The 24,939-nt window shown below is 70.0% G+C and carries 23 protein-coding genes and 4 pseudogenes; 22 read left to right on the top strand and 5 right to left on the bottom strand.

Annotation, left to right across the window (positions count from 1 at the left end; translation table 11 throughout):
• Positions 1-163: 163 nt before the first annotated feature.
• Positions 164-487, top strand: coding sequence for a hypothetical protein (locus RNB18_RS05480; protein WP_311712974.1), 324 nt, complete (start codon positions 164-166; stop codon positions 485-487).
• A gap of 103 nt (positions 488-590) precedes the next feature.
• Here RNB18_RS05480 and RNB18_RS05475 read toward each other — a convergent pair whose 3' ends face one another.
• Positions 591-887, bottom strand: a complete 297-nt coding sequence (locus RNB18_RS05475; protein ID WP_059203603.1) for a hypothetical protein — start codon at positions 885-887, stop codon at positions 591-593.
• 207 nt (positions 888-1,094) lie between these two features.
• Here RNB18_RS05475 and RNB18_RS05470 point away from each other — a divergent pair, with 207 nt between their 5' ends.
• The gene (locus tag RNB18_RS05470) at positions 1,095-1,496 is read left to right on the top strand and encodes a hypothetical protein (RefSeq protein ID WP_394817585.1); all 402 of its coding nucleotides are present in this window, start codon (positions 1,095-1,097) and stop codon (positions 1,494-1,496) included.
• A gap of 344 nt (positions 1,497-1,840) precedes the next feature.
• Here the strand turns inward: RNB18_RS05470 and RNB18_RS54070 are convergent.
• A pseudogene (locus tag RNB18_RS54070) lies at positions 1,841-2,002 on the bottom strand (metallophosphoesterase); the annotation flags it as partial.
• A 125-nt stretch (positions 2,003-2,127) separates the two neighbouring features.
• Here RNB18_RS54070 and RNB18_RS05465 point away from each other — a divergent pair.
• From RNB18_RS05465 to RNB18_RS05425, 8 genes and pseudogenes are all read left to right on the top strand, one after another.
• The gene (locus RNB18_RS05465; RefSeq protein WP_311712973.1) at positions 2,128-2,433 is read left to right on the top strand and encodes a hypothetical protein; all 306 of its coding nucleotides are present in this window, start codon (positions 2,128-2,130) and stop codon (positions 2,431-2,433) included.
• A gap of 898 nt (positions 2,434-3,331) precedes the next feature.
• Positions 3,332-3,751, top strand: coding sequence for a hypothetical protein (locus RNB18_RS05460; RefSeq protein ID WP_311713036.1), 420 nt, complete (start codon positions 3,332-3,334; stop codon positions 3,749-3,751).
• A 495-nt stretch (positions 3,752-4,246) separates the two neighbouring features.
• Entirely contained in the window at positions 4,247-5,089 is an 843-nt protein-coding gene (locus RNB18_RS05450) for an alpha/beta fold hydrolase (protein ID WP_311712972.1), read from the top strand.
• A gap of 31 nt (positions 5,090-5,120) precedes the next feature.
• Positions 5,121-5,246, top strand: a pseudogene (locus tag RNB18_RS05445) (alkene reductase); the annotation flags it as partial.
• 12 nt (positions 5,247-5,258) lie between these two features.
• Positions 5,259-5,738, top strand: coding sequence for a MarR family winged helix-turn-helix transcriptional regulator (locus tag RNB18_RS05440; RefSeq protein ID WP_311712971.1), 480 nt, complete (start codon positions 5,259-5,261; stop codon positions 5,736-5,738).
• A gap of 391 nt (positions 5,739-6,129) precedes the next feature.
• Entirely contained in the window at positions 6,130-7,038 is a 909-nt protein-coding gene (locus RNB18_RS05435) for an SDR family oxidoreductase (RefSeq protein ID WP_311712970.1), read from the top strand.
• Positions 7,039-7,408: 370 nt separating this feature from the next.
• A complete protein-coding gene (locus tag RNB18_RS05430; protein WP_311713032.1) occupies positions 7,409-8,389 on the top strand; it encodes an alcohol dehydrogenase catalytic domain-containing protein in 981 nt (326 codons plus the stop codon).
• A 62-nt stretch (positions 8,390-8,451) separates the two neighbouring features.
• Positions 8,452-8,883: a YybH family protein gene (locus tag RNB18_RS05425; protein ID WP_311712969.1), complete on the top strand. Its 432-nt coding sequence runs from the start codon at positions 8,452-8,454 to the stop codon at positions 8,881-8,883.
• A 135-nt stretch (positions 8,884-9,018) separates the two neighbouring features.
• Here the strand turns inward: RNB18_RS05425 and RNB18_RS05420 are convergent, their stop codons facing one another.
• Positions 9,019-9,972 (bottom strand): helix-turn-helix domain-containing protein, encoded by a 954-nt coding sequence (locus RNB18_RS05420; protein WP_311712968.1) that lies wholly within the window; start codon positions 9,970-9,972, stop codon positions 9,019-9,021.
• A gap of 112 nt (positions 9,973-10,084) precedes the next feature.
• Between RNB18_RS05420 and RNB18_RS05415 the strand changes: the two genes are divergently transcribed.
• The 9 genes and pseudogenes from RNB18_RS05415 (at position 10,085) to RNB18_RS05375 (ending at position 20,204) form a co-directional block, all read left to right on the top strand.
• Positions 10,085-10,480, top strand: a complete 396-nt coding sequence (locus tag RNB18_RS05415) for an MmcQ/YjbR family DNA-binding protein (RefSeq protein ID WP_311712967.1) — start codon at positions 10,085-10,087, stop codon at positions 10,478-10,480.
• Positions 10,477-10,836: an MmcQ/YjbR family DNA-binding protein gene (locus RNB18_RS05410; RefSeq protein ID WP_311712966.1), complete on the top strand. Its 360-nt coding sequence runs from the start codon at positions 10,477-10,479 to the stop codon at positions 10,834-10,836. The genes RNB18_RS05415 and RNB18_RS05410 overlap by 4 nt, the downstream gene beginning before the upstream one ends.
• A 421-nt stretch (positions 10,837-11,257) precedes the next feature.
• Positions 11,258-11,833, top strand: coding sequence for a DUF6233 domain-containing protein (locus tag RNB18_RS05405; RefSeq protein ID WP_311712965.1), 576 nt, complete (start codon positions 11,258-11,260; stop codon positions 11,831-11,833).
• A gap of 84 nt (positions 11,834-11,917) precedes the next feature.
• Positions 11,918-12,085, top strand: a pseudogene (locus RNB18_RS05400) (YjbQ family protein); the annotation flags it as partial.
• A 145-nt stretch (positions 12,086-12,230) separates the two neighbouring features.
• Positions 12,231-15,452 (top strand): SpoIIE family protein phosphatase, encoded by a 3,222-nt coding sequence (locus RNB18_RS05395; protein WP_311712964.1) that lies wholly within the window; start codon positions 12,231-12,233, stop codon positions 15,450-15,452.
• A gap of 135 nt (positions 15,453-15,587) precedes the next feature.
• Complete coding sequence (locus RNB18_RS05390; RefSeq protein ID WP_311712963.1) at positions 15,588-17,120, top strand: sugar ABC transporter ATP-binding protein; 1,533 nt, start codon at positions 15,588-15,590, stop codon at positions 17,118-17,120.
• Complete coding sequence (locus tag RNB18_RS05385; protein WP_311712962.1) at positions 17,117-18,175, top strand: ABC transporter permease; 1,059 nt, start codon at positions 17,117-17,119, stop codon at positions 18,173-18,175. The genes RNB18_RS05390 and RNB18_RS05385 overlap by 4 nt, the downstream gene beginning before the upstream one ends.
• Positions 18,176-18,219: 44 nt before the next feature.
• Positions 18,220-19,386, top strand: coding sequence for a substrate-binding domain-containing protein (locus tag RNB18_RS05380; RefSeq protein ID WP_311712961.1), 1,167 nt, complete (start codon positions 18,220-18,222; stop codon positions 19,384-19,386).
• Positions 19,387-19,661: 275 nt separating this feature from the next.
• Positions 19,662-20,204 carry a GNAT family N-acetyltransferase gene (locus RNB18_RS05375; protein ID WP_311713031.1) on the top strand — a complete coding sequence of 181 codons (543 nt, stop codon included), beginning with the start codon at positions 19,662-19,664 and terminating at the stop codon, positions 20,202-20,204.
• Positions 20,205-20,260: 56 nt separating this feature from the next.
• Here the strand turns inward: RNB18_RS05375 and RNB18_RS05370 are convergent, their stop codons facing one another.
• Positions 20,261-21,562: an RNA-guided endonuclease InsQ/TnpB family protein gene (locus RNB18_RS05370; RefSeq protein WP_311712960.1), complete on the bottom strand. Its 1,302-nt coding sequence runs from the start codon at positions 21,560-21,562 to the stop codon at positions 20,261-20,263.
• Positions 21,563-21,590: 28 nt separating this feature from the next.
• On the opposite strand from RNB18_RS05370, the gene RNB18_RS05365 reads away from it, so the two are divergent.
• Positions 21,591-21,800 (top strand): Arc family DNA-binding protein, encoded by a 210-nt coding sequence (locus RNB18_RS05365; protein WP_311712959.1) that lies wholly within the window; start codon positions 21,591-21,593, stop codon positions 21,798-21,800.
• 350 nt (positions 21,801-22,150) lie between these two features.
• A pseudogene (locus tag RNB18_RS05360) lies at positions 22,151-22,669 on the top strand (transposase family protein).
• 40 nt (positions 22,670-22,709) lie between these two features.
• On the opposite strand, the gene RNB18_RS05355 reads toward RNB18_RS05360, so the two are convergent.
• Positions 22,710-23,009, bottom strand: a complete 300-nt coding sequence (locus RNB18_RS05355) for an urease subunit gamma (RefSeq protein WP_311713030.1) — start codon at positions 23,007-23,009, stop codon at positions 22,710-22,712.
• Positions 23,010-23,182: 173 nt separating this feature from the next.
• On the opposite strand from RNB18_RS05355, the gene RNB18_RS05350 reads away from it, so the two are divergent.
• Positions 23,183-24,763 (top strand): flavin-containing monooxygenase, encoded by a 1,581-nt coding sequence (locus RNB18_RS05350; protein WP_311712958.1) that lies wholly within the window; start codon positions 23,183-23,185, stop codon positions 24,761-24,763.
• The last annotated feature ends 176 nt before the right edge of the window (positions 24,764-24,939 follow it).

Below are 24,939 nucleotides of genomic sequence, written 5' to 3'. Positions count from 1 at the left end.
CGAGCACCCCGCGAATGCCTTCGTCGTCGACAGTGAGAAGGCATTGCGGCATGAGGCTGAGTTTCTCCACGCGCTGGGTCTGCCACCCCTGACGCTCATGTCGCCCCCACACCGACCCTCGGCGGTAGGCATGTGCCCGGTCGACGGCAGCAGAGAGAAGGACGTGCCCGCCCCGCTCGATGCGCTCCTCACCGCAGCGGAGACCGCCTTGGTCGACTCGGGCAACGGCGGTCCGGACTCCGTCGACGAAGTCCTTCGCGGATGCGAGGCCGCCAGCAGCCTCGTACACGGTGTCGGCTGGGCGACGTCGCTGCACATGCGCTTCGCCCGGACCGCCGCCGAAGCCGAGCGCTTCCCGGACTCCGAGATCGGACACGCGGCGACCGGGGCGGCGCATCTAGCGTCCAGCGTGCTGCGTCTGGAAATGGTGGTCGGCCACAGTGTCCGGAAGCCCTTCGGCGGGGCCGTACCAGCGACGGAGACGTAGCAGGCGGCAAAGAGGCTCCACGCTGAGGTCCGATCCACTCTGGACCGGGAAGTCCGGCAGGAGCTCGCCCGCGCCGGGTTCCGCGTGTAGCAGCTCGTCCCGCTCAGGGCGTGTCGCCGGAGTAGTAGAAACGGCAGCTCACTCCCGGGCCGGGTGTGCGGGGTTCGCCGGGGCGCGGGTCGTACAGGGCGCGGCCGCCGGGCCACCGGGAGAGCTCGGTCGTCAGGGCCACGCCGTCGTCGACTTCCTCGGTCCGCCAGCCGTGGATGTCCAGCAGCAGGCCGTCCAGCGGGCCGCCGATCAGTTCGGCATACGTCCGGTGCGGAAGCGGGCCGGGGTTGGGGTCGTCGTGGTCAGCGCCGTAGACGCGGCCGTTCAGCAGCTGCTCGTCTCCGTTCATCCCATCAGCATTCCAGCCGCTACTGACAACGAGGGGTGTGGAGACGGCGACGGGCCCGGCCTGGGTGGTGGCCGACCCCGTAACGGTGTGGCGCCCGGCTGACAGTGCTCGGACTCTGTTCCGGTGCCTACGAGCGGCTGTTCACGCGTGGCCGGATGCCACTGTGCTGGTCGGAGAAGACGATGAGCCGCCGATGACGCCGTTGGCGTGACATCGCCCGGCAGCCGCAACCGCAGATGGCCGTGGACGGCTCTCCTCTTGCACATCCACCCGCTGCTGGAGGAGACCAACGTGACCATCGCCCTTGAACACCACACGCCGCAGGCCTTCGTCGACCCCTACGCCGCCGACCCGGCGGAGCCCGCCTGGCCTCCGGCCGCGCCCGGGCAGGACATGGACCACCTACTGCCGCCGCCCAACCCCTCCGAACGCCTCAGCATCCTCATCGACCCCCGCGACCAGCACCGCCTGGCCCTGCACGCCGCACTGACCGCCGCCGGAATCCCGCCCCGGCCCGAGGACCGCGACGCCATCGACCAGCTCAGCGCCCTGCCCGCCGGCATCAACACCACCCTGCAACGCTGGCTGCACCACACGACATCACGGTGACAGAACTCAACAACAGCCAGGAAAAGCCGGAGCGCTGTGTGCAGCTCCCGCTGAACGACGTACAGCGCGCCACCGTGCATCCTGGTCCCCTCCCCCACGGGGGCGGCCGATGGCCTCCACGACACGGCTCTTCAGGCTCTGCGCGACCATCGTCCACCGCCTCACCTTCGGTGGCAACATCACCGAGACCGGCACCGGATGGTACTGGCTCGCCCACGCCAGGGCGGCTCGGAGCGTGCCATGCGCCGCGGGGGCGGCCAAGACCTCCCCCAGCCAGTCCAGGTGGGCCCGGCCTGGGCGTAGCCGCCCACGAGCTCACGCGCCCGCGCGTACCCCTCGCGCGATTCATCGTCCGCCACGTCTCCCGCGACGACGAGTGCATCGAGGCCGAGTAAATGGACCAGGTCGGCGAGCATACGGCGAAGCGCCGCCGTGCCAGCGGCCCCATCGGCGTCCGGGCCGCCGGCGCGGTCGAGGTGTGTATCGGACAGATGCAGAATCGTCATCCCGTCCACCTAACCCTTCTCGGATGGACGCCCCGGAGTGCACCGGCGGTACCAGCGGCTTAGCTTCGCAGTGCTATGCCGCGGGCCGTCCTGCCGCGGCGCGTCCAGGCGGCGAAAGGAACTCCGTGGCAGTCGTGATGACCTTCTCCTGGCCCGAGATCACACCCGACGTGTACGACGCGGTGCGCAAGAAGGTGCGCTGGGAAGAGGACGCACCGGACGGGTGCGTGCTGCACGCCGCATGGTTCGTCGACGGCGGCCTCAACGTGATGGACATCTGGGAGTCGGAGGACCACTTCAACCGGTTCATCGAGGCCAGGATCGCCCCCGTACTCAAGGGCGAACTGGGCGTGCAAAGCGACCCCGAGCCGAAGTTCCACCCCCTGCACCGGCGCTTCGTGGCCCCCGGGGTCAGCGGCGCCAGCTCCTGAGGTACGCCTTCCGCGCACGGGGCCGCGTCAGCAATGCCTGGTCGGCTTTCACCCCGCAGCCCCCGCGGCACCGCACCAACGCCACCGCCTTCGCAGACTCCGGCTGCGACGACGTCAAGGGGCGGTCGGTGATCTTCTCTGTATGACGCAGGCCAGCCGTCCCGGTGCGAGCGTTTGTGCTCTTGGCGCCGGGGCTTATGACTGACTCGTGGTAAGTCAGCGCAGCCAGAGCTGGATTGTGGCGAGGGGAGAGGCGGCAGGCATCCCGACCCCGTTGGCCATCGCGCCGGCTGGCGCCGCCACATCCGCTTCTTCGGCCTCTCTCCCGCACCGCCATGAAGTGCATCCACGCCGCCCACCCGCACCTGCACCGCAGGTAGCCCGACCCATCACGTCCTGAGCAGCACGCGTAGGCATGTGAGTTACTTGGGAACTCCGACTTGGGACGTTGCTGTAGTTGAGCACGGCCCGACAGTCCTGCGGTGCCGCTACTTGGGCAGCGGATCAGGCTTGCCGTAGTCACGAACTGTGCACCCCGCTCGCGTGCCTGCGGCCTCGGCGAGTGAGTCGAGCGGCGGCCGAGGGGCTCTGACCCTTGTTCTTGCCCAAGGTGATGACACGATTCTGGGCGGTCTGCTGTACGGGCACCTGGCGGTCGCCGCCTACGTTTACGTGGTCGACCACGCAAGTGGTCGCCGCATCCCGAAGCGAGCCCGAGGTGGCCATTTCCGCCCCCCCATCCGCATCCGCATCCGCGAATACTTGGCTAGCCACACGATTGCTGCTACGTTATTCATGTGGCCAGCCACACTTTCTCTTGAACTTCCCCCGCAGAACTGAGCAGACCCCATGGGGTGTGCCATCAGAGGGGGCCATATTGCCTTGAAGGAGCGACCCCATGTCCCACAAGAACTCTCAAGTGAAGCCTCCGATCAACCAACGCGTGCTGACCCTCGGCATCACCTCTGATGCGCTTTCGCCGGACGATTATCCGCCGGGGGTTGCGACGCTCGAGGAGCTGCTCGCCATGAGGAAGCGCAGCTGGGCTGCGCTCCAGGCCACAGGCATCGACGGCGAGGAGGGCTATGTCAGCCTGGACCCCGACGAGGCTGAGGCCGAGCTGCGCCGGCTGTTCGACGGGCACTCGTTCGGGGTGGTGCTCATCGGTGGCGGCATCAAGAATGTCCCGGCGTACACCGTCCTGTTCGAACGGATCGTCAACGTGCTCATCGACCTCGAGCCCGACATCCGATTGAGCTTCAGCTCGCATCCGACGAACGTGCCCGAGGCGCTGCAGCGCTGGCTTAAGAGGTCCTGACAAAGACATCTCACGGAGCCAGGCGTGGGACGTGGCGGTGCGATATGGGGCAGGTGGCGAGGCCGGAAAAGGCTGTCGTGGTCGTAGCCCCGGTCTGCCATCGGCGCGTCAGGCCGGTGTCCGGGGCGGCCGACCGCGCCGGACACGGCCCGGGCCTTGTCCAGCAGCGGCAGCACCTGCGTGACGTCGTTGCGTTTTCCGCCGGTCAACGACACCGCGAGCGGGTGCTCCACCTATTTCCACTGCCCGTCCAACGGTAGGCCCCGCAGGTGCACCCCCGCCCCGCCGACGCTGATCCGCCCGCGCGAACGGCTCGAACACATCGCCGCGAACTCCTCCAGTCCACCGGACTACAGGTGTCACACACCAGTCAATGACACAGCCCCACGACCGGACACGCCACCGACAAACTCCGTGGCACCCCTCCTCCCGTATGCGCCCCCGTACAGCGAGAGCTCTCACCACAGAAATGATCAGCCCGACCAGGAGCCACACATGCTTGAAGGATTCGAAGACCGTTATGCCGACGTCAACGGCACCCGGCTTCACTACGTCATCGGCGGCGAAGGCGAGCCGCTGGTCCTCATGGACGGGTTTCCGCGCACCTGGCACGGCCTCCACAAGATCATGACCCCTTTGGCCAAACACTTCCGCGTCATCGCCGTGGACTACCGCGGTCAGGGAGAGTCGGACAAGCCCGAGGGCGGCTACGACAAGAAGAACATGGCGAAGGACGTCTACGAACTGGTGCGCAGCCTGGGCCACGAGCAGGTGAACATTGCCGGTGGTGACATCGGCGCAATGGTCGCCTACAGCTTCGCCGCCAACTATCCGCAGGCCACCAAGAAGCTCGCCCTGTGGGAAGGGGCACCCTTCTCGCAGATGTTCCAGGACTTCGCCAAGCCGTTCCCCAGGCCCGGTGATCTGAACCTGTGGATATACCCGTTGAGCCAGGTCGAGGGACTGCCCACCAAGCTTCTCGCGGGGCGGTTTCGGCACGTGATCGACTGGTCGGCCGAACACCTCGCGCTCCACCCCGAACGGATCAGCGAGGAGAGCCGGGCCATCTACGCCCAGGCCTACGACACACCCGAGGCACTGACCGCGGGCTTCGGCGTATTCCACACCTTCCACCAGGATGTGGCTGACAACGACTCCTATCCCCCGCTGGAGATGCCCGCGTTGGCTATCGCCAATCAGGGCGCCGACTTCATGCGGCCGATGATGGAAGGCAAGGCCAACGACATCCGCTACAGCGGCATCGAGGACAGCGGCCACTTCGTCGCGGAGGAGCAGCCGGAGGCCCTGGTAGCCGAACTGGAAAAGTTCTTCGGCTGACTCCCCGCACAGTGAGCGGCTTGAGTCGCAAGCGCTCGCCAACCCCGACGTGGTCGAGAGGCTCCGCGTCGGCGCGCCACTGAACACCCCCGGCCCGGCGACCTTCTACGGCGGCGGAGCGGCCGGCTACACCGACTACCCCACCCACACCGGCTGAGGAAACCGAACCATGTCCACCCCCGAATCCCGCATCCCCACGACGGCCGACACAGGACCGATGAGCTACGCGATCTTCCAACTCGCCCGCGCACACCGCGCCTACGCCGCCGCCATGCTCCGCGAGATGGATGTGCATCTCGGACAGGAACTGCTGCTGATGCAACTCCTGGACCGGGATGGCCAGACCCAGTCCGAGCTGCTCGAAAGCGTCGGCCTGGACCACTCCACCGTCTCCAAGTCCCTGCGCCGCATGCAGGAGGCCGGCCTGCTCGTGCGTGAGCCGGCCGCACATGACCGGCGCGTCCTGATGGTCCACCTCACCGACAAGGGCCGTTCGATGCGCGAGCGCCTGGCAGCCATGTGGCGCGCCCTGGAGGAGATCTCCGCGCAGGGCCTGTCGGCGCAGCAGGCGGAGTCCTTCGTCCGCACCGCCTACGCCATGGCCGACGCGATCAACGGCCACGCTGTTCCCCGGGAAGAGTCCGAGTAACTCCCCTCGGCTTGCACCCCGGTTCTGGCCTGGAGTGCAAAATCGCTTCTGGCGTTCTCGCGAAGTGGACAGTGCTGCAGCGCACTCAGCTGCACGAAGGCCCGTGCTGAACGGAGCCAGGCTCCGCGACTCTCGGAAAAAGCCCGATGAAGGGCAACACCCCCCACGGAAATGTCGAGCCCTTCCCCGTCGCCAACCAGACCGCACATCGAGGATGACCGCATCGCCCGCGTCCGGGTCACCTTGGATCTCCGCAAGCTCCTGGCCGGCCGTGACCCCCACCGCGGAGCCGTCCACCACAGCCCCGCCTCCTGAACGACCCGGGCCGACAGCACCCCTGCCCCGCCCACGCAATCCCCCCACCAGTGACCTGATGGAAAGTGAGACCCCCATGACCACCACCCTCCCCGTCCTCGTCGTCGGCGCCACCGGCTCCCTCGGCGGCAAGGTCGTCGACGAACTCCTCAAGCGCGGCAAGAACGTCCGCGCCCTGGTCCGGCCGACCACCGACGCCAGCCGGCTCGAAAAGCGGGGCGTCGAGATCGCCCGCGGCGACATGCTCGACCTCGACTCACTCGTCGCCGCCATGAACGGCGCCGACGCCGTCATCACCACCGCCGCCGGCTACACCCGCGGCGGCAAGAACGCGCACGACATCGACACCGTCGGCAACGCCAACCTCGCCGAGGCCGCCCACCGCGCCGGCATCCGGCGGTTCGTCCTGACCAGCATCCTCACCAGCGACCAGACACCCCAGGTCCCGCATTTCTGGCACAAGAAGATCGCCGAGGACAAGCTCGAACAACTCGGCGTCCCCTTCGTCGCACTTCGCCCGGGCGCGTTCTTCGACCAGATCGCGACCATGGCGGGCAACCCGCTCGACAAGGGCCGCCTGATCTGGATGGCCAAGGCCGCCGTCCCGCTGACCTTCGTCCACACCTCCGACCTCGCGGCCTACCTGGCGGCCGCCGTCGACGCCGAGGCCGCCAACGGTGAGCGCATCGACATCGGCTGGGACCGTCCGGTCAGCATGCGCGAGATGGCCGACCTGATGGGCAGCCGAGCCGGAAAGAAGATCAAGGTGTGGGCCGTCCCCTCCGTCGTTGTCCGCGCCGCAGGAGCCGTCGTCGGCCGCTTCAACCCGGTGATCAAGGACATGGCCGCGATGTTCGGCTGGTTCGACACCGGGCGCTACGTCGCCGACCCCCGCCGCCAGGAGCAGCTGTTCGGCCCCGCCCCCACAGCCGAGGACGCCATCGCCCGGTACACCGACGAGCTGCGCAGCGCACAGCACCGGTGACAGCCGCGCGTCCCATCCCTCGCCGCCCGGCAGCCTGACCAGGACGCCTCGGGCCTATCCCTCCTGGTCGAACCACTCCACAACCGTTCCGGCCGAGCCGAACGGGTGACGGGGCGCGCGCTCAGGGCCTCCTCTGCCGGACGAGGGGCCCGAAGCCCTGCGATGACGGGGCTTCACCGGGTGTCCCCCGTTGACGATCAGGTGTCCGCAACTGACTGAGCGATTCACCGGATGCCGACAGAAGATCGAGAGGTGCTGCGGCGACCACCTCGCCGCGGGCTGCAGCGTGGCGACCCTGCGGGGCGTACTCGATACGTAAGGAACCAGCATGGACAACAGTGCAGCGTCCGCAGGCGCCGTCTCTGCGACGATGCGAGCGGTCGTCGTCACTCAGCCCGGCGGCCTGGATGCCCTTCAGATCACCACCGTGCGGATGCCCGAGCCACAGCCCGGATGGGTACGCATCAAGGTGAAGGCATTCGGCGTCAACGAGTCCGAAGTCACCACCCGAAAGGGCGAGTCGGACCCGGAGGTCACCTACCCGCGGATCCCCGGCATCGAGGGCGTCGGCGTGGTCGATCAGGCCGACGAGGACAGCGGGCTGCGCCCGGGGCAGCAGGTGGCGACCATGATGGGCGGCATGGGCCGGTCCTTCGACGGCTCGTACGCGCAGTATGTGACCGTCCCCGCGAGCCAGGTCATCCCGTTCGGGACCGGCCTCCCATGGGAAGTGATCGGCGCGCTGCCGGAGATGTTCCAGACCGCCTACGGCTCCCTCGCCACGGGCCTCGGCCTGCAGGCGGGACAGACGCTGCTGATCCGCGGCGGCACCTCCACGGTCGGGCTGAGCGCGGCCACGATCGCGAAGGACCTCGGAGCCACCGTGCTGTCCACCACCCGCAGCCCGGACCGGGCCGGGGAACTGCGGGCCATCGGTGTCGACCATCCACTGGTCGACAACGGCACCATCGCCCACCAGGTGCGCGAGCTGATGCCGAACGGCGTCGACGCCGTACTGGAACTGGTGGGCTGCTCGGTCCTCGCCGACACCTTCCGCACCGTCCGCCGCCACGGCACCGTCTGCTTCACCGGAGCCCTGGGGGGCCAGTGGAACATCCCCGACTTCACCCCGTTCATGATCCCCAGCGGGGTGCGGCTGACCAGCTACGCGGGCGGGGCCACCGACCTGCCCGCGCAGGTGTTCCAGCAGCACCTCCAAGCCATCGCCGCCGGGCGGCTCAAGGCCCCGGTCGCGAAGGTCCACCACGGTCTGGGGCAGATTGGCGATGCCCAGGCCGACGTCGAGGCCGGCACGACGCCGGGCAAGCACGTGGTGCTGCTCGACGACTGAGAAACACATCCATCCGCGCCGGTCGGAACCGGCCGGCAGCGGCATGCCAGAAAGGAACTGCCATGGGCGTCAACAAGGAAGAAATCAGCAAGACCATCCTGGAACTGGAGAAGTCCTTCAACGAGCGGTGGAGCGTCGGCGACAACCGCGGCTACCTCGACAACTACGCCGAGGAGATCAGCTACTTCGACCCGATCGGAAAGGACCTGGTCGTCGGCCGGGACGCGACCGTCGCCCACATCGAGGCGATCTACTCCAACCCTCACATCGTGCGCAACGAGTACCTCAACCCCGTCGTGCACGTCAGTGACGGCGGTGACTTCGCCCTCCTGGCCTACAACCTGGACACCTACGTGCTCGACGACAACGGCAACGAGCGGCAGCTGCGCGCCTGGAACGCCACCGAGGCGTACCGGCTGATCGACGGCGAGTGGCGCATCGTGCACTCCAACTGGGCGTTCGCCCAGACCGCGACAGGCGCGATCGCGTCCTGACCGGGGTTCCAAGGTGACGCACCCCCGGCCGGTGAGCGCGGACGAGGGAGGCGGTCGGTCCCGGCCCGCCCCCCCGCTCCGGACGCGATCAAGGCCGTGCCGGACGTGGGGATACCTGCTTGTGCCGCGCCCGCCTCACATGCCCGTTCTGGTTTCGCGGGCCGTGAAGGCTGCCGGGGTGAGACCGGTGTGACCACGGAAAAAGCGGCCGAAGTTGGCGGGATCGGTGAACCCGAGATGGACGGCCACAGCCCGGGCGTCCCAACCGCCACCTCTCAGCAGGCGCCGGGCTTCGAGCAGCCGCCGCTCGTCGATGACCTCGCGCACCCCCTTGCCGGTGGTGTCCCGGGCCGCGCGGCTGAGGGTGCGAACCGAACAGCCGAGCAGCCCGGCATAGTCCGCAGCCCGGTGCAGTTCCCTGAAGTGCAGCTCCAGGGCGTCCACAAACCGTGCGTACGTATCCCTGCGGCCCGTGCCACCCGCCGATGCGCCGTCGGAGGTGACGTCCGGGGAGTTGGCAAGGCGCAGTAGCAGCGATTCGAGCAGGCTGCGCCGCAGGGCGTGGTGGACCTCGAGCCGGCGCCGCCCCAGTGCGCGGTGCTCGTCCAGGAGTTGGAGCGCCGTCTGCCGCAGCCAGGCCGCGTCATCGGGGTGCGGGTTGAGAACGGCGGGGGCCTTGTGCGCGGTGAGTGGGGCCAGCAGGCGGGCGGCGTCGGACGTCAGCACGTCCGGCTCGAACAGGATGAACAAGCCGCGGGCGGCGCCCGGAGGATGCCAGCACTGCGCGTGCCCGGGACGCACCCACAGCCACTGGCCTCGGGTGACGGTTCGCGTGACGTGGTCGACATCGTGGAACAGCTCACCCTCGGTGACGAGGATCAGGTAGTGGAAGGTGGCGCGCCCCGGACGGGGCGGATTCCACGGCCAGTCGTCGTGCTCGGCGAAGAAGTCCTCGACGGTGCTCACCTCAAGGCCGTACGGAGTGCCGACCGGGGGCTGGAAACCGTACAGCGGGACCGTGGCCTGCTCGGCCTGCCCGCTGCGTCCGACGCGTGGGGAACGCTTGGGGTGTCGCTTGCCGACCATCACGTGTCCGCAGTTTACCGCCCGTCTTGCCCGCGTCGCCGGAAAGGTTGAGGGCGCGCCGTCCGCGTCCTAGGCCGACGGCCCCTGACCGCCTCCACCGAGGAAGGAAAGACTCTTGAACGGATTGACCCTGCAGGCGTTCGCCGCCGAGTGCGCGGAGGAACTTCCCGGAGCCCAGCTGGAGCATCCCTTCGGCCCGGACTGGGAGGTCTTCAAGGTACGAGGCAAGGTGTTCATGCTGATGACCGAGGTGCCTGGGCGGCCCGTCGTGATCCTCAAGGCGGACCCCGGCGAGGCCCAGGCTCTGCGGGAACACCACAGCCACATCAGCCCCGGCTACCACATGAACAAGAAGCACTGGATCACGCTGGAGGGTGGGACGGGCGTCGACAAGAAGCTCGTCAGGGAACTCGTCACCGACTCCTACCTGCTCGTCGTCGCCCATCTGCCCAAGGCCGAGCAGCCCGTCGACCCGCACACCTACGGCACCAGCACGCGGGCGGCCCGGTGAGCGCGGCCGGTGACCGCCTCCAGGACACCGCCCGCAAGGCGGCCCTCGCGCTCCCCGGCGTCAGCCACGGCCGCCCCTTCACCCCCGGACTCGACGTGTACAAGGTCGCGGACAAGGTGTTCCTGATCGTCACCGACGACCCGGACGAACAGATCATCACGGTGAAGTGCGAGCCCGAGCACGCGCGGGCACTGGAGCGCGGCTACGCCTCGATCACTCCGGGCCGCTATCTCGACAAGAGGCACTGGATCTCGCTGGGGCCCGGGCGGGGCATCACGAAGCAGCTGACCAACGATGTGGTCGAGCACTCCTACGACCTGGTCATCGGCACTCTGTCAAGGAGTGAGCGCCCGTAGCGAGCCCCTGGCCCGGCCGCGGCCGCGAGGTGACCCGTTGACCGCGCCCCGTTCGACACTGGCTGGCCTCAGGCAGCCAGGCAGCTCTGGGAGCCTGGGCGATGACGCCGCCTCCCCGCGTCTCCGTGGCGGACCGGTCAGCGGCCGCCGGGGTTCGGGGGCGGAGCAGGACGGCAGCCGGCCCCAGGTCCAGGCGGAAGGTGGGTGCCGTACGGACTGACGTGCGACCAGAACAGCGTGGTAACGACGGCGCCCAAGACGGGGAAACGGAACTCGTCCCGCTATCCATGACCTACCTTGCGGCTGGTGTCGTGCTCCACCCTCGCAAACCATCGCGCTCCCCAAAGTCAGCAACCAGCACACTCCCTGCAATCACTCGCAAACAACGGTGCACCGTCACATTGAGCCTAGAATCAAAAATGTGTTCGACGATCTGCCGCCCGACCTGGAACGACTGCGCACCCTGCGGGTGTGGCATGCCCTGTGGCTGAACCGCATCGACCGCAAGATCGCCTTGCTGGAACGCCGCGAGGCGGAAGCCGAACACGGCCGCAAGAACCGGCCGCGGCCGCCGGAGTGGGTTGTCGAAGTCGGCATCGGCACCAGCAAGCCGCCCGTCCAGGTCCACGCCGGCACCTGCCACATGATCGGCTCCCGCCGCCGCCCCGTCAGCCGCGCCGAAGCCCGCCGCCTCCTCGCCGACGGCCTGCGCGCCTGCACCCACTGCCAGCCCGACACCCAGTTGCACATCATCGACTTAGCCGCCCGCGAGTCCACGTGCGCGCCATCGACCACATCACCGGCTCCGTCCCCGATGACTTCTGACCCCGGCGACCGGGGCCGCTGCGCCGTGCATACCGGCGAGCGCACCTCAATGCCCGGCAGCGTCCGCGCCGTCCATCCCACCCTCCCCCACTCCTCAACTCCGCCCAGGGAATTGGCAAAGCGGCCGCAACGGGGATGTCAGCACCCCGACCAGACCTGCACGCTGTGCTGACCTGGGAGCACTCCGGGACCCCGTGAAGGCGCGCAACATCTACCGCAACACTCAGGGCAACACCCGCCGAAACGCTTTGGCGCAACCCCCGGCCACGGCCGCGACCACGTCCTGGCTGCCCTCGTCCCGCCCCACGCGAGCCTGCCGGTGCTGGACGGCCTACTGGAGCTCGGCATATGGCAGCCTGTGTGCCAGGCGGACAACCAAAGGGACAACCTGGACCGGAACGTGCGTCTGAGTTTCCTGGGGTGAGCGCCGCCCCACCCGCCGCGGTCCGCCGGTCATTGGGCCGTGTGGCACGGGCACTCCGTGACGCCTGACCGTAATGCCCGTATCCTCATCAATGCCAGGCTCTCTTCCGAGCAGCGGAGTGTCGCGGCAGCAAGTGAGGCGAAGCGTGGTTCGGTCCGGCGAGGAACCCAAGCCGACGGGACGTGCGACGGACGGCACGGGGCCCGCCAGTCCGCGTGAGCTGTTCCTCCAGGGCGAGCCGGTCGCGGAGGGCGTACGGACGTCCATCCTGAACTCGTGGCAGCGCAGCCGCTCTCTGGGCCTGTCGCCGGACACTCTCGACCTGCCCTACCGGGAGGATTTCGACCCTGGCGGCCGTATCGTCCGCGCGGCCGTGCCGGTGCTCGACCGGCTGCAGGCCACGTTCGCCGGGAGCCAGGTCAACATCTCCGTCGCCGACGCGAACGGGACGGTGCTGCTGCGCCGCTTCGGGGACCCGTCGATGGTCAGGAGCCTGCCGGCCATCCAGGTCGTGCCCGGGTTCGTGTTCGCCGAGCAGGTGGCCGGCACCAACGGCATCGGGCTGGCCCTGGCGGAGCGGCAGCTCATCCGCGTCTACGGCGCCGAGCACTTCGCGGAGCGCTCGCAGCAGAGCGCCTGCGTCGCGCTGCCCGTCCGGGACCCGCTCAGCGGACGCATCGAGGGCGTCCTGTGCCTCGGCTATCCGCGTGGCTTCGAGCGGCCCGCCCTGGGCGTCGCCATCCGCAGGGCGGCGGAGGGCATCGAACGGCGACTGCTCGCGCAGAGCTCCGCGCACGAAGGCGCCCTGCTGCGGACGTATCTGGCCGCCGGGGCCGGAACCGGCGGTCCGCATCGCGGCGTGGCGATGGACGCGCTGGGGAACGAGTTCCGTTCCCGTGACGAGGCGATCCTGAAGGAGAAGGCCGCCGAGCTGATCTCCGGCGCGCAGCGGGGTGCCGTCGAGGTGCCCCTTCCCGACGGCCGGCGGGTGACCCTGGTGAGCCGCCCGGTGACGAGCAGCTCCGGGGTGCGGGGCATCGCCATCGAGGCCGTGCTGCCGGGCGCCCCGGTGCGGGAGCCGCTGGCCGTACCCCACCAGACGGACGAGCTGTCCGCCCTCACCGCCCCACTCTCGGCCGCACGCCCGGCGATCATCGTGCCGCTCGGCCACCTCGCCGCGGTCCCCGGCCCGGTCATCACGGCCGACGGAGACGGAGGCCCGGCCGGACCGCACGCGACCGCCGAGCCCGGCGCGACGCTCTCGGCGGCAGGCGACGGACGCTCCGTCGGCCCGGCCGCGGGCGACACCGGCCGCGGTTCCGCCGAGCCGGACGCGCCCAGTGGCCACCACCGAGCCCCCGAGCCCGGCACGGCCGGCAGAAGCCAGGACGTCGCCGAGCCCGCCGCAACCCTCCCAGCGGCAGACGACGGGAGCTCCGTCGCCCCGGCCGCGGGCGACACCGGCCGCGGTTCCGCCGAGCCGGACGCGCCCAGTGGCCACCACCGAGCCCCCGAGCCCGGCACGGTCGGCAGAAGCCAGGACGTCGCCGAGCCCGGCGCGGCCCTCACGGCCCGCGGGGGCCCGAGCGCTTCTGAGCCCGGTACGCCCCTCGCGGCCGGTGGAGAGCGGGGTCCGGCGGATGAGCACTCCGAGGCGGCGTTCCCGGCCCGGGCGCTGGTGATGCTGGGAGAGCCGCACGTCGGGGCCTACGCCCTGGCCGCGCGCCGGCGTCTGGAGCTGCTGTCCGAGGCCAGTACCCGCATCGGCACCACCCTGGATGTGCGCCGCACGGCCGAGGAACTGGCCGAGACCGCGGTCCCCGGGCTGGCCGACTTCGTCACCATCGACCTGCCCGACGCCGTGCTGCGCGGCGAGGAGTCCGCCGATCCCCTCGCCGACCTGCGTCGTACGGTCGTCCACGGGATCCGTGAGGGCCTGCCCTTCACCACGCCCGGCGAGCGCATCGACTTCGGCCCGACCGCGCCCCAGCTGCGCTGCCTCACCAGCGGCGAGGCCGTGCTGGAACCGGACCTGAAGGCCGCCGCGGGCTGGCTCGCCCAGGACCCCGAGCACACCGCGCGCCTGTTGGCCCACGTCCAGTCCCTCATCGCGGTCCCGCTGCTCGCCCGCGGTGTCGTCCTGGGCATCGCCAGCTTCTACCGATTCGGCGCCTCCTTCGGGGACGACGACCGCTCCCTGGCCCAGGAACTCGCCTCGCGTGCCGCCCTGTCCATCGACAATGCCCGGCGCTACACCCACGAGCGCAGCATGGTCCTGGCACTGCAGCGCCGGCTCCTCCCACAGGGCCTGCCCGACCAGGACGCCGTCGAGGTCGCCCATCGCTACCTGCCCGCCGAGTCCGACGTGGGCGGCGACTGGTACGACGTCATCCCCCTGTCCGGGTCCCGCGTCGGACTCCTCGTCGGCGACGTCGTCGGCCACGGCATGCTCTCCGCGGCCACCATGGGCCGCCTGCGCACCGCCACCCGCAGCTTCGCCGAGCTCGACTTCCCGCCGGACGAGGTCCTCACCCACCTGGACAACCTCGTGGGCCGCCTGGACCGGGAGGACCCGGACGGCAACGGCGCCGGCGTCATCGGCGCGACCTGTCTCTACGCCATCTACGACCCGACCACGCAGCGGTGCCTGATGGCCCGCGCCGGGCACCCACCGCCCGCGCTCGTCCACCCCGACGGCACCGTGACCTACCCCGAGCTCCCCGCCGGGCCCCCGCTCGGCCTCGGAGGCCTGCCCTTCGACGCCGCCGAGGTCGATCTCCCGGCGGGCAGTCAGCTGGTCATGTACACCGACGGGCTCATCGAGGACCGGAACCGTGACGTCGACGTGGTCCTGGAGCAGCTGCGCGAGGCCCTGGCCCGCCCCGAGCGCGCCCCCGAGGAGACCTGCCGGGCGGTCCTGGACACCGTCGCACCCGCGCACCCGCACGACGACATCGCCCTGCTCGTCGCCCGCGTCCATGCCCTGGATCCCGACCGGATCGCCGGCTGGGAGATGTCCGCCGACCCGGCCCTCGTCGGCGAGGTCCGGGCGTCCGCCATGCGGTGGCTGTCCGACCGGGGACTCGACGAGGCCGCGTTCGCCGCGGAGCTGATCCTCAGCGAGCTGATCACCAACGCCATCAGGCACGGCGCCGAGCCCATCCGGGTACGGCTGCTCTACGGCCGGACCCTGATCTGCGAGGTCTCCGACGCCAGCAACACCGCCCCGCACCTGCGCCGCGCGGCCAGTACCGACGAGGGCGGCCGCGGTCTGTTCCTCGTCGCGCAGCTCTCGCAGAGCTGGGGCACGCGCTACCTGCCGGAGGGCAAGGTCATCTGGGCCGAATGCGGGCTCGACGCCGCGTGACGGGGCGACCGGCTCCATGTCGCCCCCCTATTGCCGTCCAGTTTTCCGTCCAGGAGGGCGCGCCCCATCGGCGTCGCGTCGATCCGAATGATGCCTGAAATGCTGTAGTTTGATCGGGTGTGCGACGCTCCCGACATGTCGGCGAAGGCGGCTTCGCCCTTCGGGCCCGAACCCCTGGTCCGTATCCGCGGACTCAGCAAACGGTTCGGCGGCACCCTCGCGCTGGCCGGGGTCGATCTGAACGTCCACCCCGGCAGTGTCCTCGCCCTGCTCGGGCCCAACGGCGCCGGGAAATCAACCCTCATCAAGATCCTCGCCGGAGTCCACAACGCCGACGCGGGACAGATCACCGTCGCCGGGGAACCCCTCGGCAGCCCGACCGCCACCCGGAGCCTGTCCTTCATCCACCAGGACCTCGGACTCGTGGAGTGGATGACGGTCGCCGAGAACCTCGCCCTGACCACCGGGTACGCGCGACGGTCCGGGCTGATCTCCTGGCGGCGCACCCGCGCGCGCTGCGCCGACGCCCTGCGGATCGTCTCCGCCCGGCTCGATCCCGGCGTCCCGGTCTCCGCACTCGCGCCGGCCGACCGCTCGCTGGTCGCCATCGCCCGGGCACTGGCGACACAAGCACGGATCATCGTCCTCGACGAGCCGACCGCCCGCCTGCCCGCCGCGAACAGCGCCCGGCTCTTCCGCGTCCTGCACGACCTCCGCGACCGAGGGCACGCCATCCTGTACGTCAGCCACCGCCTGGACGAGGTCTACCGGGTCGCCGACGCATTCGCCGTCCTGCGCGACGGCCGTCTCGTCAGCCACGGCCCGCTGGCCGGCCACAGCCCGGACCGGCTGGTCCACGACATCGTCGGCGAGGTGGCCGAGCCGGCCCCCCGCCGAACCGCCGGAGTCCCGGCCGACGCCGCCCCCGCCTTGACCCTCGACGGCGTGCGCACCGCCGGGACCGGGCCCGTCAGCCTCGAACTGAGGGCCGGGGAGATCCTCGGACTGGTCGGCCTCTCCGGAGCCGGGCACATGGACCTCGGCCGCGCCCTCGCCGGCGCCCGCCCCCTCCTGGACGGGCGGGCCGTGCTGCGCGGGCGGCCGTACCGCCCCCGCACAGTCGCGCAGGCCGTCGCCCTCGGGGTCGGCCTCGTACCGGGCGACCGGCTGCGCGAGGGCTGCCTCGCCGAGCTGACCGTACGGGAGAACCTCCTGGCCAATCCCGGCGCCGGACGCCCGCCCGCACCGCGCTGGATCGGCCCCCGCAGCGAACGGGCCCGGGCCGCAGCCCTGATCGAACGGTTCGCCGTGCGCCCCCGGGACACCGAGACCCCCATCGCCACCCTGTCGGGCGGCAACCAGCAGAAAGTCATGATCGGCCGCTGGCTGCGGTCGGACCTGCGGCTGCTGATCCTGGAGGAGCCGACCGCGAGCGTCGACGTCGGCGCCAAGGCCGCGATCCACCGTCTGCTCCAGGAGGCACTGGAGGCGGGCCTCGCGGTCCTGCTGCTGTCCACCGACTTCGACGAGGTGGCGAGCCTTTGCCGGCGCACGCTGGTCTTCGTGCGCGGGACCGTGACGGCGGAGCTGAGCGGCCCCGCCCTGACCGTCGCCGAGCTCACCCGGGCGGCCTCGGCCCTGCCCCCGTCCACGGCCCGGCACTCATGACGCCGCCGACCCGGCCCCGGCACCGCACCGGCGGCCACCTCGTCGGCGCCTACGGCCTGCTCGCCCTCACCGCCCTGCTCTACCTGGCCTTCTCCCTCGCCCTGCCGGACACCTTCCCCACGCAGGACACCGTCGACTCGATCCTGTCCAACCAGTCGATCCCGGCGATCCTCGCGCTCGCCGCCATGATGCCCATCGTCACCGGCGCGTTCGACCTCTCCATCGGCTACGGCCTCGGCCTGGCCCATGTGATGGTGCTGTGGCTCGTCGTCGAGGAGGGCTGGCCCTGGCCGCCGGCCTGTCTCACCGTGCTGGCCGGAGGACTGGCCGTGGGCGTCCTCAACGGCGTCGTCGTCGAGTTCGGCCGGATCGACTCCTTCATCGCCACCCTCGGCACCGGCAGCATGATGTACGCCGTGACGGGCTGGATCACCGACGGCGGCCGGATCGTTGCCGGCCCACAGGGCCTGCCGCCCGCGTTCACCGACCTCTACGACTCCTCGTTCCTCGGCCTCCCCGTCCCCGCCTTCTACGTCCTCGCCCTCGCCGCCGTCCTCTGGCTGGTGCTGGAGCGGCTGCCGCTCGGCCGGTACCTGTACGTCGTCGGGTCGAACCCGCGCGCGGCCGACCTCGTGGGCATTCCGACCCGCAGGTACACCGTCTACGCATTCGCCGCCACGGGCCTGATCGTCGGCTTCGCCGGCGTGCTGCTCGCCGCCCAGCAGCAGATCGGCAACCCGAGCGTGGGCCTGGACTACCTGCTGCCCGCCTTCGTCGGCGCCCTCCTCGGCTCCACGGCGATCAAGCCCGGCCGGCCCAACGCCCTCGGCACCGTCGTCGCCGTCGCCGTCCTCGCCGTCGGACTCACCGGCATCGGCCAGCTGGGCGCCGAGTTCTGGACGGTCCCGCTGTTCAACGGCGGCACCCTGCTCATCGCCGTGGGCCTGGCCGGCTACGCGGCCCGCCGACGGCTGCGCGGCGGCGCGGCCCGCGACACACCCGCCGCGCCGCCCCCGTCCTCCCCGGCGCCGGAGAGCGCGACGTCACCGCCCTGACCCCGCGGCACGCCCGCCGCGTCGATCCCCTCACTGGAGCTCCCGTGCACCGCACCCGCAAGGCCGCCCCCGCAGCCCGCACCGCGCGGCTCGCCTCCTGCGCCCTGCTGGCCACGGCCGCCGCCCTCGTCGGCTGCGAACGCGGGTCCTCCTCCGACAGCGCGGAGGAGACCGCGACGGGCCCGAACGGCTGCCCCGCCGTCCACACCCGGGCCCGGGAAGCCGTCACGCGGGCGCAGCAGAACGACATGCCTTGGGGAGGGCCCACCAGCGGCCCCGAGGCGGTGTCCGGCAGGACGATCGTCTACGTCGCCCAGACCATGACCAATCCCGGCGTCGCGGGCGCCGCCAACGGGGTGCGGGACGCCGCGCGGGCCATCGGCTGGAACGTCCGGGTGATCGACGGCGGCGGCACCCCGGCGGGCATCCAGTCGGCCATGAGCGAAGCCGTGGCCCTGCGGCCCTCGGGCATCGTCATCGGCGGATTCGACCCCGACTCGACGGCCCAGCAGACCGCCCGGGCCAACGCACAGGGCATCCCACTCGTCGGGTGGCACGCGGTCCCCGAGCCCGGCCCCAGCCGGCAGCCCGACCTCTTCACCAACGTCACCACCCGCGTCCAGGACGTGGCCCGGATCAGTGCGCAGTGGATCATCTCCGACTCCGACGGCCGCGCCGGGGTCGTGCTCATCACCGACGCCTCGATCCCCTTCGCGCGAAACAAGTCCGACCTGATCCGCAAGGACCTGGACAGCTGTCAGGGGGTCCAGCTGCTCTCGGTGGAGAACATCCCGATCCCCGACGCCAGCAGCCGCACCCCCCAGGCGATCTCCTCCCTGCTGTCCCGCTTCCAGAAGCGCTGGACCCACTCCGTGGCCATCAACGACCTGTACTTCGCCGACGCCGCCCCCGCCTTCCGCGCCGCCGGCGAGAAGGGCTCCGGCCCGCCCTTCAACATCGGGGCCGGCGACGGCGACCCATCCGCCTTCCAGCGCGTGAACAGCAGGCAGTACCAGGCCGCCACCGTGCCCGAGCCGCTGTCCCTCCAAGGCTGGCAGATCGTCGACGAGTTCAACCGCGCCTTCTCCGGCCACCCCCACAGCGGATACGTGGCGCCGGTGCACATCGCCACGGCCGACAACAGCGAAGGCACCACCACCTGGGACCCGTCGGGCTACCGGGAGGCGTACCGGAAGATCTGGGGAAAGTGACGGATGGTCAGATGCCCATCGCTTCATGGAACATGACGCTGCGTGGGCGGCGGTCGCGTCGTGCTCATGGCCCACGCCCGCGACGCGACGCTGTGGCGCTGGTCGGGGCCTGGCTCTGCTTCGAATTGCGCCGTGAGGCGCTGTGTTTCGCGTGGAGGTAACGACCTGGGGCTCAATTGCCTCGCGCATCAGCCGCCCCGCGATCTACCCTCGCGGCCATGACGTCACACGATGCGCCTGAAGGCTCCCGGATCGCACCCGGTGGTGCCGGGCTGGTGATCCGGCAAGAGACCGCTGACGATCACCGAGATGTGCGCGAGGTTCATACGCGCGCCTTCGGTGACAGCGAGCGGGTTCCCGGGCTCGTGGAGGCACTTCGCGTTGCGGAGGCTGCATTGGCGCCGATGTCCTTTGTCGCTGTCGTTGATGACCGGGTCGTCGGGCATGTCCTGCTGAGCGCGACGCGGTTGGATGCCCCGCGCCGGATCGTGGACGTCCTGTCCCTGTCACCGCTGGGTGTGGTCCCGGAGTTCCAGCGTCAGGGCATCGGTACGCAGCTCATCGCCCACGCCCTCCATGCGGCCGACAGCCAGGGTGTGCCGTTGGTATTCCTGGAGGGTTCGCCGCGCTACTACGGCACGCGCGGCTTCGAGGGTGCCAGCGCGGTGGGCTTCCGTTCGCCGTCGCTGCGTATCCCTGAAGCCGCGTTCCAGGTTGCCCGGTTGTCCGCTCACGAGCCGTGGATGACGGGCACCTTCGTCTACTCAGAAATCTTTTGGGCCTTTGACTGCGTCGGCCTGCGCGACCCCGAGGACTGAGGGGCGCCCCGACTCGACCTGATCTTCAGGACTGTCACATTGACATCCTCCCCCTCCTAAAAGAGGGGGATTCCAACCCATGTGGGTTGAGGTTCACGGGCGCTCGAACGGCCGGTGGCCGTTGTCACCCCTCCGGCACCGGCTGAGCGCCGGGGGCGAGGGATCCCGCCCTGTCCTGCCGCGACGTTGATGCTTGCGTTCTCGTCGGCGTTGCAGGTGAACCCGCAGGATACGCAGACGAAGTCGGCTTGGCTCTTGCGCGACTTCTTCTCGATCCATCCACAGGCGCTGCACCGCAGACTCGTATAGGGCGCGGGAACGTCCTCGACCCGGCCGGGGGCCTTATGCTCGGTCCGCCGGCGCAGCAGGCCCCAGCCCTGGGCGAGGATGCCCCGGTTCAGCCCGGCCTTCTGCCGAACGTTGGCGCCAGGTTGCTCGAGGGTTCCCTTCGCGGAGCGGGTCATGCTCTTGATGTTCAGCTTCTCGAACCGGATCAGGTCGAATCTGCAGGCGAACATGGTGCTGGTCTTCTCGCACCAGTCCTTGCGCCGGTTCGCCTCACGGGCCTTCAGCTTGGCGACCTTCGCATACTCGAAGGTCTTCTGTTCACTGCCCTTCGGGGCTCGCGCTGCCCGCCGCTCGTGCTTGCGGATCTGCGCCCGCTCCTTGACCGTGAGCTGGGGGCAGTTCAGCTTCCGCCCGTCCGACAGCGCCGCCGTGATGGTCACGCCCCGGTCGATTCCGATGACCTCGCCGGTGCCGGGCGCGGGAGTCGACTCGGGGATGACCGCGAATGCCGCGTGCCACTGACCGTTGCGGCAGGTGACCCGGAACGTCTTCGCGGCGGGTAGCTGCGCGCCCTTGCCCCTGGCGCTGAGGCGGAAGCGGACCCAGCCGCAGCCGGGCACCTTGACCTGCGCCCAGCGCCGGTTGAGCTGACGCACGACCACCGAGCGGCCCAGGACCTGCTTGCCGGTCTTGTGGTTCAGCTTCGCTCTGCCGTCTGGTTCGTACTCGGGTACACGGTCGGTGCCGATGACGCGGAAGCCCTCGTGCTTGTACTTCTTGCGCCAGGTCGGCTCACCGAAGCCGGAAGTGAAGCGAGAGTTCTTGGCCTTGGCGAAGTCGTTGAGGGCCTGCTGTTGTACGTCCGCGTTCCCGGCGGCCAGCCACTCGTTTTCCCGCCGGGCTTCGGTGAGCTGGCGGCATTGCTCCGCGAAACCGGGCGCGGACTTCCGGCCCGGCTTCCAGTGCGCGTGCTGCTCGACAGCGAGGTTCCAGACGTACCGGGCGTGCGCGCAGTGCAGCAGCATCTGCTCCGCCTGCGCGGGCGTCGGGTACATCCGGAAACGTGACATGCCGCCACGGTAGCGGCACAATGACGGCGTGATCAAGTTTACGTTGCGCATCCCTGAGGACCTCCATGAGCGGCTGACCGCTCAGGCCACTGCCGACCGACGGTCCCTCAACTCTGAGCTGCTGCACCTGCTTGAGGTCGGCCTCAACACCGTGTCTCCCGAAACGCCGAGTCGCCCGGGAGGCGATTCGGCTTCCCCTGCCCCGCTACGCGGAAACGGGCATTCACCCCGGCCCTAAAGGACCGGGCACCCTACCCGGAAAGAAAGGTGGCGCTGTCCAGCTCGTCGTCGGTTGCGTGCGATCAGCGATGCGTCGGGCCGTAACGTGAACAGGGCCGCCGGGTTCATTGGATGTGTCGTCTCAATGGGCCCGTGGGGCCCTGTCTCATTCTGCCTTCACGGGCCTGTCGCGTGCACATCTCGGCAACTTGATCGAGGAGTTGGCCGGGCCTTGGGCAGCTCAACGCGAGAGCCGATTGCACGAGCGACGCCACGGTGAACGCCTTCGGGCCGCAGGTGCGGGCCGCCGGCACGGGCTGATCTTCGTAGACCGGGTCCTGGTCACCCTCCTATGCCCAGGCCGAGGGCGTGCGCCTGCGGTTGGACGGCACCGAAATCCAGGTCCGCCGACCCGCCGCCCGCCGGCCCGGAAAGCGCCGGTTCGTCTCAGGCAAGCGGCGGCAGAACACCCACGAGTGCACCGTCGCTTCCGACAGCGAGGGCCGTCCGCTGTGGGTCGGCGCCCACCGGCCAGGCAGGATGCACGACCAGACCGCGCTCTAGACCGAAGGCATTGAGGACCTGCTCGGCCAGTTACCCCAAGTCGAACTGTCCCTGGGCTCCGGCTACCAGGGCCTGGCCAAGCTCGGCCCGAAGCGGATCGTGGTCCCGCCGCCCAAGCCTGGCCAAGCCGCCTCTGCGGACGAAATCACCGTCTACCAGCGTGCGCGCCGACATCAGTCGTCCGAACGTATCTGCGTCGAGCACGCCATCGCCGAGATCAAAACCTGGAGAGTCCTCAAGCGCTACCACGGCAAGCGGGAGCACCTGAACCAGACCATCGATGCCGTCGCGTTCCTGGCCTCCGATCGGGCGGCCCGCCGCTGATCCCCCACCCCACAACCCGCCAGGCCAACACGTCCCAACCTCAACTGCGAACATCGTCGTTACCGTCGCGCGCCCCCTCGAAGACGTGAACGGTCAGCAGGGCCATCGTCTCGGGATAGTTGAGAAGCAGCCCCCGGTCATCGGGTTTGTCCTTCGTGGATACCCCGGCCTTTACTGGCTCTAACAAAAGCTGTTGATCATGTGACTGTCGGCCCGCTGGATCGTTGGTCTGGTCATGGGGAAGAGACAGTCGCGGCCGTGGATCGTCTCGGGACAGAAGACGCCGGTCTCGAAATCGCGGACGAATTCTGTGCGTTGGGCGGCTACCTGGGACTGGCATTTTGAGCGTGTCCTGGGCCGGAGCGTTTCCTTTCCGCACGCCCTCCGGGTCGCTCACCACTCCGCTCGTGCGCCGGCTTCACGCCCTGACGGCGTCCTTCCGGTTTCCCCCACACTGGGTCTGCCGCCGGGCCCCGGGGAGGGCCTCGCGGGTGTCGACACCATGGGGGAACTGTGTCGCTTCTGCCTGAGCCCGCACGTGAAGCCCGGCCGCGCGGGGGCGGGGATGTGCAGGCGGTGGTGGTCGGCGCCGGGTTCTCCGGCATCGGTGCCGCGATCCGGCTGCGCCAGGAGGGCTGGCGTGACCTTGTGGTGCTGGAGAAGGCGTCGCAGCTCGGGGGAACCTGGCGGGAGAACACCTACCCGGGGTGCGCCTGCGATGTCCCGTCCTCGCTGTACTCCTACTACTTCACCCCCGACGCGCGGTGGAGCAGGATCTTCGCCGGGCAGCGGGAGATCCATGACTACCTGCGCACGACCGCGGACCGTTACGGCGTCGGTGAGGTGCTGCGGTGCGGCGTCCGTGTCGTCAAGGCCCGGTGGGACCAGAACACGGGACGCTGGCTCGTGCAGACCACCGACGGCGAGTACCGCGCCAGGGTTCTGGTCCTGGCCACCGGACCGTGGCATGAACCACGGCGGCTCGACGTGCCGGGCCTGGACGAGTTCCCCGGGCCGGTGTTCCACACCGCTGAATGGGACCACTCCGTAGATCTCACGGCCCGACGTGTGGCCGTCGTCGGCAGTGGCGCCTCCGCTGTCCAGCTCGTCCCGGCCATCGAGGACCGGGCGGCGGCCGTACACCTCTTCCAGCGCACCCCACAGTGGCTGCTGCCCAAGCCCGACCTGCGGGTTCCCGAGGCCATCAACTGGGGTTTGGACCGCATTCCCGGCGTCCGGCGCACTCTGAGGGCCGGCCAGTACGGCCTGCAAGAGGGCCTCGGCTTGGCTCTCCGCCACCCACGGCTGGCAGGCCCTGTCCAGGCCGCGGCTCAGGCTCATTTGCGTCTCGCGGTCCGTGACCCGGAGCTGCGCCGGGCGCTGACGCCCGACTATCGCCTGGGCTGCAAGCGTCTGCTGACGTCGAGCACGTTCTACCCGGCGCTGGTCCAGCCCCACGTCCATCTCCACTCCACCGCTGTGTCCTCCGTACGCGGCCGGCACCTCGTCGGTGCCGACGGCACCGCGATCGAGGCCGACGTGGTGATCACCGCCACCGGCTTCCGCGTCGGCGAGTTGCCGCTGGCCCGCAGCCTGCACGGCACGGACGGCCGGACGCTGCACGAAACCTGGGCCGGGGATGGTCCTCAGGCATACCTCGGCACCAGCGTCACCGGGTTCCCCAACCTCTTTCTCCTCCTGGGCCCCAACCTCCTTTCCGGCTCCACCTCCGCCATCAGCGTCCTCGAAGCCCAGCTCGCCTACCTAGCTGCCGCACTCAGGCACCTGCGCCGCGAAGGCCACGCCTCCATGGACGTCAGACCAGCCGTCCAGGCCGCCTACAACACCGCGGTACAGGAAGCACTGCGGACCACCGTGTACAACGCGGGCGGCTGCTCCAGCTACTACTTCCACTCCAGCGGTCGGAACACCTTCTGCTGGCCCTGGTCCACCGCCCGGCTCACCCGCTCGCTGCATCGCTTCGATGCCGCTGCCTACACCTGCCGCACGCCCTCCACCCCTGCTCCCGTGCCCACACCCCGGGCGGCGGCGGAAGGCAGCTTCCCGGCGGATGAGGACGGAGTCACCGCATGACCAGGCGGCACTCCAGGCCACAGCCCTACGACCCGGAACTTGACCATCTGCTTCTCTTCGGGGGCGGCGGACGGCAGGACCCATGTCCCACCGGCTGGTACTTCGCCCGTGGACAGCCCCACGCCGTGCCTCCGGCCATACCGGTCGGTAGCACTGCCGTGTCGGTCCCGCGTCCG

Source organism: Streptomyces doebereineriae, from assembly GCF_031845645.1.
Taxonomy (GTDB): Bacteria; Actinomycetota; Actinomycetes; order Streptomycetales; family Streptomycetaceae; genus Streptomyces; species Streptomyces canus.
This window is presented reverse-complemented; position numbering and strand designations above follow the sequence as displayed.

Coding starts and splice junctions, on each gene's coding strand:
- RNB18_RS05475 (WP_059203603.1), bottom strand. CDS start 887: ATGAACGGAGACGAGCAGCTGCTGAACGGCCGCGTCTACGGCGCTGAC.
- RNB18_RS05460 (WP_311713036.1), top strand. CDS start 3,332: ATGTCCCACAAGAACTCTCAAGTGAAGCCTCCGATCAACCAACGCGTG.
- RNB18_RS05450 (WP_311712972.1), top strand. CDS start 4,247: ATGCTTGAAGGATTCGAAGACCGTTATGCCGACGTCAACGGCACCCGG.
- RNB18_RS05440 (WP_311712971.1), top strand. CDS start 5,259: ATGTCCACCCCCGAATCCCGCATCCCCACGACGGCCGACACAGGACCG.
- RNB18_RS05435 (WP_311712970.1), top strand. CDS start 6,130: ATGACCACCACCCTCCCCGTCCTCGTCGTCGGCGCCACCGGCTCCCTC.
- RNB18_RS05430 (WP_311713032.1), top strand. CDS start 7,409: ATGCGAGCGGTCGTCGTCACTCAGCCCGGCGGCCTGGATGCCCTTCAG.
- RNB18_RS05425 (WP_311712969.1), top strand. CDS start 8,452: ATGGGCGTCAACAAGGAAGAAATCAGCAAGACCATCCTGGAACTGGAG.
- RNB18_RS05390 (WP_311712963.1), top strand. CDS start 15,588: ATGTCGGCGAAGGCGGCTTCGCCCTTCGGGCCCGAACCCCTGGTCCGT.
- RNB18_RS05385 (WP_311712962.1), top strand. CDS start 17,117: ATGACGCCGCCGACCCGGCCCCGGCACCGCACCGGCGGCCACCTCGTC.
- RNB18_RS05370 (WP_311712960.1), bottom strand. CDS start 21,562: ATGTCACGTTTCCGGATGTACCCGACGCCCGCGCAGGCGGAGCAGATG.
- RNB18_RS05355 (WP_311713030.1), bottom strand. CDS start 23,009: ATGCCAGTCCCAGGTAGCCGCCCAACGCACAGAATTCGTCCGCGATTT.